This is a genomic window from Arthrobacter sp. 9V (assembly GCF_902506065.1).
Taxonomy (GTDB): domain Bacteria; phylum Actinomycetota; class Actinomycetes; order Actinomycetales; family Micrococcaceae; genus Arthrobacter.
This window is the reverse complement of sequence record NZ_LR732912.1, coordinates 1,489,464-1,504,808: the sequence shown is the minus strand read 5'-3', so window position 1 is coordinate 1,504,808 and position 15,345 is coordinate 1,489,464. Positions and strand designations below refer to the sequence as shown.

Here is a 15,345-nt window from a genome sequence, read left to right as displayed (position 1 = left end):
GTTCCTCACGCTAGGCGAGCGGATTCGGTGCCTCAAGTTGCTGGGAAACACATGTGGATAAGTCTCATCATCTGTCACATCAGTATCGTTCATCCCTCTAGTCACTCCAGTCCCGGAATGTTAGGGTAAAGCCCGTTAGGAGCTGGCCTTTGGTCTCATGCGCAAGCGCCCGCCCCGGAGCTTGTCCGCAAGCCACACCATGCGCCGCTGAGCCGCGGTACAGGGCCGGATGTGAAAATGAAAACTAATTCGATGGACCCGGCCCACCGCATCCCACTGGCACGCGCAGCCCTGGCGCTTACTATCGCCTTGGTGGGGGGCAGTTGCCTTGGAGTGCCGGCATGGGCACAGACTTCCGGACCGCAACCGGCTCCACAGTCGGCCACCCAGGAAATTCCGCCATCCGAAGGACCGCGTCCGGCCGGAAACGGCCCCGGCACGGCAACCCCCGGCAGCGAGTTGCCGACCGAAACGTCGGTGCCCAACCAGCAAGTGCCGTTGCCCGCCGTCGAACCTTCCCCAACGGTCGCACCTGCACCATCCACAAAGGCCCTGGGGTCTGATGTTGCCCAGCCCTCAACGCCCCAGGCATCGCCTGGCACTGCGAGTGATGCCGACGCCATGAAAGCAGCCATGCGGGCAGCCATTCCGGCCGGTGGCGCTGAAATGGGCCAGCGATCGCCGAGAGTCTTGTCAGCCAAGCAACAGAAGGCAAGTTCACCCGCGTCCGGAGCCAAAGGGATCGGCGGAGCAGTGAAATCCGTGGTCCCCATGGCGGCTGATACGGGTCATTGGCGCCCCACCATCGGGGTGGCAGGGCAGGATGTCAGCGCCCACCAAGGCAACGTCAACTGGCAAAGTCAATGGAACCTGGGCTCCCGCTGGGCCTACGTCAAAGCATCCGAGGGTAACTACTACCTCAACGAAAACTACACCCAGCAGTACGACGGCTCCCGGGACGTGGGGATGGTCAGGGGTGCCTACCACTTCGCGATCCCCAATTGGTCCTCGGGTGCGGATCAAGCCAAGTACTTCGTGGCCAATGGGGGCGCGTGGTCGGCTGACGGTTACACGCTCCCGCCCGTCCTGGACATCGAATACAACCCCTATGCCGGACGCACCATCAACGGCTTCTACTTCGGCAACACGTGCTATGACATGTCCAAAGCCCAGCTGGGGCAATGGGCAGCCGATTTCGGAAACACCGTCAAGGCGCTCACAGGCCGCTTCCCGGTCATCTACAGCACCACCGATTGGTGGGACACCTGCGTGGGCAACTCCACCTTCGGAAACTATCCCCTGTGGATCGCCTCCTACTGGAACAACCCCACGAATTCGCCCGGGGACATGCCCCTCAGCTGGGGCAACTACAGCATGTGGCAGTACAGCAGCACCGGCCCCTTTGAAGGTGATTCAAACATCTTCAACGGCACCTATGACCAGCTACGAACCTTTGCACGAGGCGCCTCCCGCCCTTCCAGTCCCTCCATCCGGTCCGGTGCCGACGTGCTCGCCGCCATGCCCTCGGGGCGCCTTGATAACTTCCCCGCAGACGGACAGGGCCGCATCACCGGACCGGTAGCCATTGGCTCGGGGTGGGCAACTGCGCAATCCGTGCACGTCGTTGACTGGAACCAGGACGGAATCCAAGACATCCTCGCCCAGTGGCCTGACGGCTCGCTCCAGGTCTTCCGGGGAGCGTCGGGAGGCGGCTTCCTCGCTCCCCTACTGGTGGGAACCGGCTGGCAGGAGATGTCGCTCACTGTTGGATGGTGGAACTCCAAAGACGCCTACCCCGGTGTTATCGGTCAGGACGGCGACGGAAACCTATACCGCTACAGGAATGCCGGGGCCGGCGCCCTCAGCGGTGGCGTGTTGATCGGGACAGGATTCGGGGGGCACCAGTTCAACCAACTGGACTTCGACGGCGACGGAAACCAAGACATCGTCTCCCGAACAAATGATGGCATTATGCGCCTCTACCGCTCCAACGGGGTGGGATCTTTCCTCTCCGAGCCGAGCCAGGTGATAGGCAATGGCTGGTCCACCGTGACATCGGTAAGCTCCGCGGCCGGTTTCAACGGCGCCGGTTCGCAAGGGCTCCAAGTCCGGACAGCCAACGGCGACCTCTATTACTACCCTGCTTTGTCCGGGACCTGGGGCAACCGCTTCCTCATAGGGGTGGGATGGAATGACGCGAACGTTATCAGCGGTGCCCCCGTCAACGTTGAAACCACCTTGGGTGTCGATATCCAGGACGTCGTGGCTGCCCGTCAAGACGGCAACCTGTACCGCTACCCGGGATCAGGTTCTACCTCCTTGCTGCCTGCCGAACTCATCGGCTCGCAATGGACCGGTTTGAAGGCAGGCTTCCTTACGGACTGGAACGATGACGGCGCCTTGGACATCCTGGCGCAATGGAGCGATGGGCGACTCAGCGTCTACCCGGGCTTCAAGGGCCGGGGTTATGGGGCGCCGATCAGCCTCGGTACGGGTTGGAAGGACTGGACGCTCACAGTGGGTTCGTGGAAGAAGTCGGACGCCAGGCCCAGCATTGTGGGATACGACCCCTCAGGGCGCTTGTTCCACATCAGCAACCCGTCCGGCACCGGCCTGGGATCGCGTGTTCAGATCGGAACGGGTTGGGCCGGATTGGGCATTATTCAGATGGACTTCGACAAGGACTCCAACATGGATCTCCTGGCCAAGAATGCCGCCGGCGATTTGGTGCTCTACAGATCCAATGGCAGCGGAGCATTCGTCCAGGAGGCAGCCGACACCGTAGGAGTTGGCTGGAACATCATCAACAGCTTCGGAGCAATCGGAGGATTCGCCGGAACGGGTTCCACCGGAATCCTGGCGCGGACAACCGGAGGCGATCTGCGCTATTACCCGGTGGGGCAGAATCGCAGCTGGGGTACTGCCGCCAAAGTGGGCACCGGCTGGGGCGGCCTGAAAATCCTCTCCCCCGCCAGTTAGACCAGGCAGGGCTCAACGCATGGAATTAGGGAAGGGCCCGCACACTTCGAAAAGGAGTGCGCGGGCCCTTTCGTATTTGCCAAAAACTCCGCAAAGGAAACAAATAATGTTTGAGTCAGAGGACTGGCTTAAATCAGAGGATTGCGTGATCTAATGAAGGTGGTCTCACGTATTGGCTGTTCAGCGCATTCGGGAAACGGGCTTTGTTTGGGGGCAAGCGAAGGTCACCAATGCGCACAATCAAGGAGTGATCTTTCATGGCGTTTACCGTTTCAACGGCCAAGGTCAGCATTTCGCCGCCGCTTGACGTCAATCCCTACATGGCGGGGTACGGAACCCTCGATGGCGGCCGGGAGGCTACCAGCAGTGCACCCTACGAATCACTATGGGCCCGGGCAATCGTGTTGTGGGAAAACGGGTCCCCCAATCTGATCATGAGCGTTGACATTCTTGCCCTGCCCAGGTCAATCCACCAGCGGGCACGTCAACGCATTCTTGCCCTGGCGGGTTGGTCAAACGGAGACATCCTGATCCAGTCCACCCACACCCACAATGCGCCCGTGGTGATCGATACTCTCCACCCGTTCATGTGTTATGGGTTATCGGACTTGTCCATGGTGGAGACGTACAGCCAGCACCTGGAAAACGACCTCGTGGAAGCTGCAAGTGAAGCGCTCGATGCTGCGCAGACGCCGGTCACGTTGGACTACAAGGTCACTACAGCCAGCATTGCGTACAACAGGGTTGGACTTCCCTATCTCGAGAACACCGTTCCCGTCATCGTCGCTCGAAAGTCCAACGGGAACGCCGCGGCAGTGATATTCAACTATGCCTGCCACCCTGTGGCAGCGGGCATGCGCACACTTTTCGACGGCGACTATCCCGCCGGAGCATGTAACTACATCGAGAACAACAACCCGGAATGTTTTGCCTTGTTCCTGCAGGGAGCGGGCGGAGACCAAAATCCCATGGGCGTGCCCAGTTGGGAGCTGAGGGACGAGTACGCCACAACATTGGGTGCTGCTGTTGACGTTGCCATGCAAACACCGGGAAGGGCAATCGGCAGTCCCCTGCAGACCAGTTACAAGGAAGTCCAGATTCCGCTGGATATCACGCCAACGGCCGGGAACATGGCGGCTGTACGCGCCGCTTACGCGTCCCGGCTGCCGAATCTGGATGGCAATCCCGCCTGGTACGGTCGCCATGCCCAGGTCATGATTGGTCGAATTGATAGCGGCAGCTATCAAACGTCCGTTACCTGCCCCTTCCAGGTCTGGAAGTTCGGCGGGAGCCCTCAGTTGAGGATCGGGATCGTCGGAGGCGAGCTGGTGAGCGGCTACGCTGCCTACTTCCGGGCAAAGTACGGCGGAGCGAATGGCGTTATTGTGGGCGGCTACGGAAACGAGTCGTGCTACTACTTGCCCAGCGCGCAATTCCTGCCGCCATATTCAGCCGGCGGTAGCTACGAGGGCGGATGGGACCCTGACCACCCGGGTATTGCCGGAGGCGCCATGACTGTCTATGGCCACATCGGTCATTTCCAGGGCGGAACCTCCGGGGTGGAAGCAACAGTCATCAACACCCTGACCTCGATGTTCGCCTGAGGACCATCGCCATCGAAGGCCTTGCTCCCGGAGCAGGGCCTTCGACGATGCCCTTCACCGTTTTGTAGCGGGATCGATACCTGATTCACGGCCAAATTCATTGACCGGCGTTCCGGTTATGACAACCATGGAGGTGGAGGTCACCATGCGAACCTTGTACCCCGCTGCTGCGGCGCTGATACTGCTGCTTGCCGGGTGTTCCGGCACCACAACACCCCCAATCACGGAACCACCGGGCACCTCCGCATCGGCAACTCCCACCCCATCGCCATCCTCGTCGGCAACATCGGATACTGAACCGACAAGCCCTGGCAATGGCAGCGGTCAGGGTGCCGGCGCCCCTGATGACTCCGGCCGGTTCTCTTACGTGTGTTCGAACCTCAACGCGGCTGTTCCGGACGTTACCTTTTCAAGTCTTACGGAGGTCTGGGCTTCTACGGAATACGTCCGGTTGGCTTCCTGCACCGCGAGCTTTGAAGGCCCCCTTCCCTTCGAACCCACGGAGGATGAGGCAAAGATCATCTCCGTGGCACAACCTGGCATCAATCCATCCGACGGCCTCGACGCTTACCTGATGGCCTTGACGTTGTGCACTCGCGTCAGCGACGACGCAGCTTCCGACCTTTTCGGACGCAGCAGCCGGCAAATGCTCCAAGCCGCAAGCGAGCTTTGCCCCAGGGCGCCACAGGGAAAAGTCATCGGACTCTGGGCATCCGGCGAACGGGCTGGAGACGGTGAGTACACCGTGGCCAACGGCGGCCTGGTTCCTGGAAAGTTTCATCTCCGGAAGACCCCGCCCGAGGGCTGCACATGGTCAGTGTCGGCTTCCGACGGCAGCATCAAGGCAAGCGGCGGGGCCGCCGAAGGTCAATCCGGAATAATACTTGAAGAAAAAGACGTCCTAACTAGTGACAAATGTGGAATTTGGGAGAAGATGGAGTAATGCAGCCGGCAACGGCTGGGGCGAAAATCCAACTGCATGCGGAGCTGGGGAGCATCCGAATGAAGTGGGGATCCCTCGGTGGACATGCCAAGACGCGTTGTCGTCCAGCTTGGCCTAGCCGGTCTCGTTCTTACAGGCTGCTCGGTCAAGGTCGTAGAAAATGTTGAGCCATTCAAGCTGGGCGTGACGAATGCCGGCGATGCCGACAAACCACGCGTCGAAAGACCCGAACCAGTAAAGCGCTACCAATTCGAATGCCGCGGAGTTAATGGAAATCCGCTCATCATCTTGTCGAGCCTTGAAGAGGTTTGGGCAAACACTCAATACAAGAAATTCGCCGATGTTGTAGTGACTTATGTCGGCCCACAGCCCCAAGTATTGGCGGCGGAAGAAAATGCCGCCGTTAATGTTGCCGTGGAAGCCGGGGCAACAGGCTCGCGCAATGACATTTGTCTGGCGATTATCAAAGCCTGCACCAGAAACAATCCCCCAACCATCAATACGGCACTCTACGGCCTTGGCGGCGTTCCCATCGTCAAGGGAGCACTCACGCTGGCGCCCATGGCACCACAAGCCGCAGTCCTGACCAAGTGGCTGAAGGAAGTGGCGTAATGGAACAGCAAACAGCGCACGACGCCGGTTGGCAGCTTCGCGGACACAAGGTCATCACGGCACTCGCTGCGGTTCTCCTGACGGTTGCAGGTATGACAGCGGTCGTTTCAAGCACCCCTGCCCATGCGGACCAACAGAAACAAATCATAGGGATAGGCCTTACAAAACCAGCGGGGACCGTCCTGGACCCCATTGGCCGGATGTGGGTGTCAGACAGTGTTGCCGGATTCTGCCGAATGTCTGAAGCAGTCAACGGAAACGCGGGCACCATTGAGCAGGACACGTGCCTCGGTGGAAGCTTGCCTGGAGCCGGCCCCGGCCCCAAGGTTCCGGGAGTCTCAGTGGTCCTTGACCCGACGCCTGGGTCCGTAGGCAACGGAGACGAAACAGTCTTCATTCCGGACTCAGCTGTTGGGAGTTCACATCTGGTCCGGGCAGTGTGGAACCCTCCGCTGGACCTCTTCGAATACAGCAGCACGCTGACAGTCCTCGATGGCGATGTCCGCCCGAACGCAGTTTCCGACGGCCCGGACGGAAACATCTATTTGTCGTTCGCGAATGCGCGCTCAATCATCAAGATCGTCGACCCCACCATCATGCACCCAAGCATTGAATCCATCGCATCGGTAGCCACCCGTGCACTGGGTCTTGTTGCGGCGGGCTGGGACAGCAACGGACATGCCAGCGTCTATGTCCTTGAAACCACTGGCCTCAGGGCATTCTCGGCCCCGGGCGACGGTGAAATGACGGACTACGTACCATTGGCCTCCTACAACGTGGGCGTCGCGTCCTCGATCTTCTACGACTACGATGCCAATGTTATTTACACGGGGACGAGCAGCGGCACTACGGCGGGTGCAGACAAGGTCTCGCGCCTTAACCTCAGCACCGGCGCAGTGGACAACCAATGGGCCTTGGGATTCTCCAAGATCAGCGGTCTGGGCATGCGTGGCGGACAGTTGCTTGTGCTCGATGATCCCGGTCAGTTGAGCACGACTCCGGGAACCGGCCGGGGCAGCATCAGCATCCTCGGCGGCGCCGTGGCCAAGATTACTTCCGGCCCAACGCTGGCAAACGGTGCACAGGCTCCTAACCTCGAGTTCACTAATGACACCACTCCAACATTTATTGTCACCGCGGAACCGGCCGGAAGTGCCTTGGAGTGTTCCATGGGCGGCACATGGGTTAACTGCACCGGCGGCACCTATACCTCCCCCGCACTGCTCAACGGACTGCAGACTTTCTCCGTAAGGCCCGCCCCGGGTGGAGTTCCGGTTTCACGGACCTTCACAGTGGACACCGTTGCACCCGCTGCACCTGTCTTCACTGCTCCGAACAGCGGTCAGGTGGTCAACGGCAAGCCTGTCCTGGGTGCCACGTTTGAGCCAGGAACTACGCTGACCTGTTCAGTTGACTCCACTGCCGATGCCGCTTTCCAAGTTTGTGTACCTGGTGACACTTTCACGCTCACCACAGCGGGTGCCCATACTCTGCGGATCCGCAGCACGGACAAGGCAGGCAATGTCAGCCCCGTGACTGCTCAGACAGTCACAGCTGATCTGACTGCACCGCAGGTGGCGATCACGGCTCCGGCCAGCGGGGCCACCGTCGGAGCCGGCTACCAGTTCCAATTCAGCTCCACATCCTCGGATGTAGCGGGATTCCGTTGCCGCTTGGGAACTGATGCCTTCACCGCATGTACTTCGCCGAAGGTCTATGCGGACATCGCGAACGGACCAAACAGGTTCGAGGTAGAGGCCAGGGACGTTGCAGGCAACACCACTGTTGCAGGCGTCAACTTCACAGTCTTCGTAGCTGACACCACTGCACCTACTGTGACAGCCAATCCGGTAGGCGGCACGTACGGCCCTGCAACCAAGGTCGCGCTGACAGCCAGTGAGGCCGATGCCAAGATCTACTACACGGAGAATGGCACCACTCCCACTACGGCAAGTACGCTCTACACCGGTCCCATCACCATGGGTAGCAAGACCATCACGTACGTTGCCGTGGATGCAGCCAACAACGTTTCCGCTCCTCAGTCGCAGGTGTACGTGCTGGACAACGTTGCTCCAACGGTCACTGCAAGCCCTGTGGGCGGAAACCTCACCCTTGGTCAGAAAATCACATTGACCACCGAGTCCGGGGCGAAGATCTACTACACCACGGACAACTCCACACCAACGGTCTCCAGCCTTTCCGGGACCACAACAGTGTCAGTGACTCCAGGGGCCACCACCACGGTCAAGTACTTCGCGGTGGATGCTGCTGGAAACCAGTCCGCAGTAGCCTCGCAGACTTACACCCTGCCTGCGGCGCCGGCCAATACCTGGAAGGACTATAACTCCGATGCCAAGAATGACGTCCTTGCCAGGGACGCTGCAGGTACGTTGTGGCTCTACCCGGGCAACGGTACGGGCGGATGGTTGGGCAAGGTCAACACAGGAACATCGTGGAACAACTACAACCTGATCATTCCAACGCGGGACTTCAGCGGCGATGGACGAAGCGACGTCCTAGCCAGGGACGCATCCGGCCAGATCTGGCTCTTCAGGGGAAACGGTACAGGCGGGTGGCAATCTCCTGAGGTTGTCGGCTCCGGCTGGAGCGGCTTCACAGCTGTGGCGGCGCCAGGGGACTTCAGCGGAGATGGTAAATCCGATGTCCTGGCCAGGGATGCTTCCGGAGTGCTGTGGCTGTACAAAGGCGATGGATCGGGTAAGTTCAGCGCTGGTCGGACCCAGGTCGGAGCGGGGTGGAACGTCATGAATGCCGTCTTCAGCACCGGAGACTTCAACGGCGATGCGAAGACCGACGTTATTGCCCGCGATACGGGGGGCGCTTTGTGGCTCTACCCCGGCAACGGCAGCAGTGGCTGGGGTACACGCACGCAGATCGGCAGCGGGTGGAACGGCATGACGGCCCTGCTCGGACCAGGTGATTTCAACGGCAACGGCAAAGCCGATGTGCTCGCCAGGGATGCCAGTGGCAATCTGTGGCTCTATCCCGGCAACGGTTCCGGCGGCTGGCTCGCTTGGAGCCAAGTGGGCAACGGATGGCAGGGATTCACTTCACTCCCCTAACAAGGGTCTGACGTAGCTTGCCGTTTCGAGGGGTGCATCGGAGAATATCCGGTGCACCCCTTTCGTCTGCCACCGGCGGTGAAGCTTCTGCCTTTCCACAGAAGGCATCCGACAATGAACTAGACTGAGGGTTTGCAAGGAACTCGTGACACCAGCGTTGCGGGCTGCGGCTGGCGTCCAAGAATTCGTCGGCACGAACTACCGAGGAGAGTCTTGACTTTCGACCAGGCAGGCCAACCGGATCTCTCCGTTGTGATCCCGGTCTATAACGGAGAACGGATATTGGCGGCAACAATGGCCCGTCTTTCCGGCTACTTAACCAGTGGCACCTCCGAGATCATCATCGTAGAGAACGGTTCTTCCGACAAAACACTTGAGGTCGCCCTCAAGCACGCGGTGGACACCCCCAACGTCACTTTCCAGGTTCTCCAGAGCCAAAAGGGCATGGGAAATGCCTACCGCAGGGGCATCGAAGCCAGCTCCGGCCGCCGGGTACTCCTGACGGCGGACGACCTCCCCTTCGGCACGGACGATCTCGACGAAGACAAAAAACTGGCGTCAAAACCGCACGTTGTTATCGGCTCAAAGGCCCACAAGGAATCGATCACTGAACGAAGTGCGATTCGTGGCATTACCACCTTCGGCTTTAAAACCCTGCGGCAAGTAATCCTTGGATCCAAGATCGGAGACTCCCAAGGGACCCTCATTGTCGATGGCGAGTGGCTCAGAAGCATGGTTGACCGCTTTGACGACCCCGGGTTCCTCTTCAGCACCCAAGTTGTCTACGCTGCTGAGAAGCAGGGCTTCAAGATCGTTGAAGTGCCCGTCACACTGGCGCCCGATGACGAGCCGGGCGAAACCACTATCCGGACTGCCGACGTCGTGAAGATGTTCAAAGGACTCGTTGCCATGCGCCGCCGTCGGCGTGAGTTCGCCGCGGCTCCCAGCGCGGGGACGCGCGCCTCATGACGGACTCAATCGCAGAAACACCTTCGGACGAGAATCGCCTCAATCAGGAACAGCCGCCTCCAAAGAGCACCAAGGCCAAGCTGGTTGACTTTGCACGACGCGCCCTCGTGGTGATCGTGTTCGCCGCCGCGGTGTATTTCATTGCTGTCCAGTGGCCACAAGTTCAGGCCACGGTTTTCGCCCTCCACTGGTGGCAGGTTCTGCTGTCCCTGCTGGCTCTCATCCCTGGTGTCCTTCTTGGGATGTACATGTGGAGGGTCGTGATGGCGAGCCTGTTGAGGTCCGTTGACATCGAACCCCAGGGATTGGTGCTCAACCAGATCTATCTCGTCGGCCAAATCGGCAAATACCTTCCCGGTTCCGTATGGGCATTCGTGCTGCAGATGGAACTTGGCCGTAAAAATGGCATTGCACGTGCGCAGGTCTTCGTGGCATCGCTGGTGAGTACCGGAATCACCATTGGAGCAGCTCTGGTTGTTGGAGCATCGGCACTTCCCATCCTGGTCCAACGGCAGCCCAATCTGCAGTGGCTGTACGTGATCCTTCCCGTGGTGATCCTGGCCATGAACCCGAACGTTGTGACGTTCCTGGTCAACATCGTCCTGCGCGTCTTCCGCCGCCCCCCGCTTCCTGAGCGTATTCAAGCCAACACTATGGTGAAGGCCTTCATCCTCGGCGTTCTGATGTACCTGTGCTTTGGCCTGCATTTGTGGATCCTGGTCGGCCACGAGGCCACCCTGGACCTTGCAACGTTCCTGGTGCTAACCGGGGCGTTGGCTCTTGGCATGACATTGGGTGTACTGGCATTCCTGCTTCCCGCCGGCGTTGGTGCCCGCGAAGCCATCCTCATTCTTGCCCTGGCCGGAATGATGAGCGCCGGCGCCGCTACAGCCATCGCAGCCTTGTCACGCATCATGTTCACCATCGCGGACCTCCTGTGCGTCGGTATCGCCTTTGTTCATTTCCGCTGGCGGCAACAGTCCGCCCCCAAGACCCCCGCCGAGCCCATCTCCGAGACCAAATAGCGGTTCCGGTTGCCCCCGGGCTTTCCGTGAACCAAGCAGGCCCTTGGGCAGATTTTCATACTTATGCCGCGCGCTAAGGAGCAAGCCAACACCATGACAGCAGGAACTTCCGGGGCTACCGCCCAGCGCCCGCCGGTTGCCCGAAGGCGCTACTTCTTGCAGCACGATTGGCACTGGGGCATCGTCACCGCCGCCATAGCAGCCGTCGCCTCCATCATTCCCCGACTCTTCAATCCCACGTTCTACTACTGGGACGACATGATGCAGTCCTTCCTGCCACTGTGGCGGCACATGGGCGAGGAAATACGCTCCGGCCGATTCCCGTTGATGGAGCCAGGCGGCTGGGTGGGCGGCAACATTGTGGCGGAGGTGGGCTACGGTATTTTCAACCCGGTCAACATCGTCAATTCAGTTATTGTTTCGAACTTCGAGAACCTGTCTCTCGCGAGCTACTTCATCATCGTCCAGTTCATCGCTTTGCTGGCTTTCGGTACGTTCATGCTGGCCCGTGATTACGGTTCCAACCGGCCACTTGCCCTGGCAGCCGGCGTAGCCATCCCCTTCAGCGGCTTTACGCTCTTCTACGAAGCAGCGCGCTGGCCGGGCGGTCTCATGGCTTTCGCCTGGATTACCGTCTTCTGGTGGTCAGTCCGACGCTACGCTCGTCGCAACACTTCGCCATTCCTGCCGTTCCTGCTGGGCTTCCTCACCATGACTGCAGGAAACCCGTACGGAGCCATCGGCGTCATTCTGGTCCTCGCAGCAGTCGCCGTCGAGTTGATGCTGATGAGACACTGGCGTCGCCTCATTCCAATTGTCATCGTCGGCGCACTGGTGGGTCTTACAGCAGTTCTGGTCTACTTCCCGTTGCCGCTCAGTTCCGCAGTGACAGTACGCCAGCAGAACGAAATTCTGAATGACCTGTTCCTTTCCCCGGACATGTCATCGCTGCTGACAATGAGCACATCCTCCATGAGGCCTCGAATCAATAACTTCTGGGCTCCCATCGACAACGTCCCCTCAAGCTATTTGGCATGGTTCGTCCTGCCGCTGCTTCCTTGGCTTGATTTCCGCAGCTTCCGGAACCGCTCGCGCCAAATCTTCAGCATCTACATCATCACCGGAATCTATTTCCTCCTGACCTTTGCCCCTTCGCAGGTGCTCGTCTTCCGCTGGCCGATCCGGCTTATCGAGTACGTGTACCTTGGGGTCATTGTCCTCGTCGCCGTGGTTGCCTCGGCTGGCCTGAAGACCAGTTCCTGGAAGAAACGGTTGTTCATCACCGTTGCCATTCTTGGTTTTGGAACCTACCGGGCCTGGTCCATGGTCCCCGGTGGCGGCAAATGGCAAGTCTTCACTCTGGCCGTGACGCTCGTTCTGGTGGGGCTGGCCGTTCTCGGCTGGAAACGGTTCGGCTACCGAGGCCTCGCAGCGGTGATGGTGGTGGGAACGATCGCTACTTTGGGAATGCAATCCAGGCAGTTTGTTCCCAACAACGCCGTTGCCGGGATCGGTTCGCCCGTGGACGCAGATACGCTCCGTGAATCCACCAGTAATTACCGGGGCAACACCATTCAGATCTTCAACACCATGAAGATCACCGGTGAGGAATTCACTGAGGGCCGCCTCCTCTATGGCAACCAGATCCTCAATGCCGACGTCAACAACAGCATGGGCCGCTACAGCGGAATCAGCTTCACCACGTACGTCAATGCCCTGTGCATGAACTACCGGGGTGAGACCTGCCCGCTCGCCTACACGGAACTTTTCAAACAGGCATCAGGTGAAATCGACGTCACCCTAGCCGATGTCCTTCAAGTGGAAACCGTGGCGGTTCAAAAGACGATGATCGCGCCGGACCAACTCACCGTAGCCCCGGGCTGGTCCATAGTGGCTTCGGACGAGACCAGGACAATCCTTCAGCGGGAGAACCCACTGCCTTACCCAGGCACCGTTTCCTGGGCCTCCAAAGGTCTCTCTGTCAAAGATGCGGTAAGGAAGGGAAATGATGAACACATCACCCTCTCCGGAGACGGTACGGCAGGAAAGCTGACCCTTGCCCGACTCGCGTGGCCAGGTTACACCGTCACAGTGGATGGCCAACCACAGAAGCTGACGCAGGGTCCGGCCGGAGTAATTCTGGTGGACGTACCCGCTGGTGCCACATCAGTGGACATAACCTTCACGACACCGGGCCTCACCATGGGCCTTGCCGCTCAAGCAGTCGCGTGGTTGGGGATTCTGGTCTTCACTGTATTCCACTACATTCGCCGACGTCGCGTCAGGGCATCGGAAGAACACACGATTCCGGAGTCGGCCGATAAGGTCTCTGTCTAGCCAAGCCGGCCTGGACCCGGAGGCGTCTTCAAAATAAGAGAGCGTCCGTCCCGCCAGGGGACGGAGGCTCTCTTTGTAAGGAGCCGCTAAAACGCTTCAGACCGACTACTTCACCTCACATACAACAAGGGCCGCCCCACATCCTCCGGAGAGGACGTGGGGCGGCCCTGTGGCTGACCTGCAGATCAGATGCGTGAAATCCTTTAGTTACTGTCGCGCAGCCAAGCTACGGCCTCGTCCGCCGGGCCTTCGAACTGCACCGTACCGGAAGCAAGGACGACTCCCCTGTCGCAAATACGGGAGATCATGTCCAGATCGTGGCTGACCACAACCAGGGTCCGTCCCTCAGCCGAAAGCTGTTTGATCTTGGCCAAGCACTTCTTCTGGAACGGTTCGTCGCCCACGGCCAGAATCTCGTCCACAAGGAAGATATCCGGCTGCGTGTGGACCGCTACGGCAAAAGCCAGCCTCAGGAACATGCCCGAAGAGTAGAACTTTACTTCGGTGTCGATGAATTGCTCGATCTCGGAGAAGGCAACAATTTCGTCGAACTTCTCGTTAATTTCCTGTTCAGTCATTCCCAGGATCGCAGCGTTGAGGAACACGTTCTCACGCCCGGACAGGTCAGGGTGGAAACCAGCTCCCACCTCGATGAGGCCGGCCACGCGACCTTTAGTGCGGACTGTTCCCTTATCCGGCAGGATAACGCCGGAGATAAGTTTCAACAGCGTTGATTTTCCTGAACCATTGAAGCCCAACAAAGCCACGGTTTCACCCGGCTGAATTTCGAAACTCACATCATGGAGCGCATCGAACTTCTTGCTAAGGTCGCTTTTCCGCCCCTTCACCAACCAAACAAGCGTCTCCTTGAGGGAGTGCGAATGGCGAAGATTGAACGTCTTCTTCAGGCCCTTGACGATTATTGCGGCGCCCATCTAGACCTCCTGCGCAAAATGGCCCTCAAGTCGTCGGAAGACGAGCTGACCGATGATAAGGAACAGGGCTGCCATACCGAGACCGATAAGTCCCGTCCACATCAGATGCGGTGGCAGTTCGACCGGACGATCCACTGTGGGGTACCAAAAGGCCCAGTGAAACAATTCCACAGCTACTGTGATCGGGTTGAGCTGATAGATGACCAACACCCATGGGGGCGCCAGACGGCGGATCATGGTCCAGTCATAGAGCACGGGCGACGTCCATGTGACGATCATCATCAGCATGTCGACGATGTTTTCAGCATCGCGGAAGAAGACGTTGATGGCCCCGGCGAGGAGGCCCAAACCGGTTGCCGTCACTGCCACAATGACGAAGCCCAAGGCAGCACCAATGAGCTGCATGATGTCCGGCTTCCAACCGTTCAGCAGAGCAGCAGCCAACAAGACCACCAGTTGCGGGAGGAAGTGAACTGCCGCCACCCACACTGAAGCAACCGGGAACAATTCCCTTGGGAGGTAGATCTTTTTGACCAATGCAGCATTGGACACAATCGACCTCGTAGCGTTTGAGAACGCTTCCGAGAAGAAATTGATGACGATGACGCCGGAGAACATGTACAGCGCGTAATTGGGAATCTGGTCCCCCACGCGAAGGACAATTCCCAAAGCAAAGAACAGCACAACGTACTGAACCAACGGCTTGACGTAAGACCAGGCAAGGCCGAGGACAGAACCCCGGTACCTTACACGGAGTTCCTTACGGACTATCAATTTGAGGAGGTAGCGGCGCCGATATACGTCCAGCAGCCCCGCACCTACACCCGGAACAGCATATGTATCAGTGGAAGTTGTCAT

The 15,345-nt window shown here is 59.1% G+C and carries 10 protein-coding genes; 8 read left to right on the top strand and 2 right to left on the bottom strand.

The annotated features are described in order from the left end of the window. Positions 1 to 237 precede the first annotated feature (237 nt). The 8 genes from BACI9J_RS07015 (at position 238) to BACI9J_RS06980 (ending at position 13,552) form a co-directional block, all read left to right on the top strand. Positions 238 to 2,979, top strand: coding sequence for a GH25 family lysozyme (locus BACI9J_RS07015; RefSeq protein WP_236558552.1), 2,742 nt, complete (start codon positions 238 to 240; stop codon positions 2,977 to 2,979). Positions 2,980 to 3,236: 257 nt separating this feature from the next. Next, complete coding sequence (locus BACI9J_RS07010) at positions 3,237 to 4,583, top strand: hypothetical protein (protein WP_159733756.1); 1,347 nt, start codon at positions 3,237 to 3,239, stop codon at positions 4,581 to 4,583. 118 nt (positions 4,584 to 4,701) lie between these two features. Continuing rightward, positions 4,702 to 5,526: a hypothetical protein gene (locus BACI9J_RS07005; RefSeq protein ID WP_236558550.1), complete on the top strand. Its 825-nt coding sequence runs from the start codon at positions 4,702 to 4,704 to the stop codon at positions 5,524 to 5,526. Between the two features lie 84 nt (positions 5,527 to 5,610). Next, complete coding sequence (locus BACI9J_RS07000; protein ID WP_159736388.1) at positions 5,611 to 6,138, top strand: hypothetical protein; 528 nt, start codon at positions 5,611 to 5,613, stop codon at positions 6,136 to 6,138. Continuing rightward, entirely contained in the window at positions 6,138 to 9,221 is a 3,084-nt protein-coding gene (locus BACI9J_RS06995) for a chitobiase/beta-hexosaminidase C-terminal domain-containing protein (protein ID WP_159733755.1), read from the top strand. Before BACI9J_RS07000 ends, BACI9J_RS06995 begins: the two co-directional genes overlap by 1 nt. A gap of 213 nt (positions 9,222 to 9,434) precedes the next feature. Beyond that, entirely contained in the window at positions 9,435 to 10,190 is a 756-nt protein-coding gene (locus tag BACI9J_RS06990) for a glycosyltransferase (RefSeq protein ID WP_236558548.1), read from the top strand. After that, positions 10,187 to 11,215: a lysylphosphatidylglycerol synthase domain-containing protein gene (locus BACI9J_RS06985; RefSeq protein WP_159733753.1), complete on the top strand. Its 1,029-nt coding sequence runs from the start codon at positions 10,187 to 10,189 to the stop codon at positions 11,213 to 11,215. Before BACI9J_RS06990 ends, BACI9J_RS06985 begins: the two co-directional genes overlap by 4 nt. Before the next feature lie 93 nt (positions 11,216 to 11,308). Further along, positions 11,309 to 13,552, top strand: coding sequence for a hypothetical protein (locus tag BACI9J_RS06980; RefSeq protein WP_159733752.1), 2,244 nt, complete (start codon positions 11,309 to 11,311; stop codon positions 13,550 to 13,552). Positions 13,553 to 13,755: 203 nt separating this feature from the next. On the opposite strand, the gene BACI9J_RS06975 is transcribed toward BACI9J_RS06980, so the two are convergent. Further along, complete coding sequence (locus BACI9J_RS06975) at positions 13,756 to 14,487, bottom strand: ABC transporter ATP-binding protein (RefSeq protein ID WP_159733751.1); 732 nt, start codon at positions 14,485 to 14,487, stop codon at positions 13,756 to 13,758. Beyond that, positions 14,488 to 15,345: an ABC transporter permease gene (locus tag BACI9J_RS06970; protein WP_201296529.1), complete on the bottom strand. Its 858-nt coding sequence runs from the start codon at positions 15,343 to 15,345 to the stop codon at positions 14,488 to 14,490.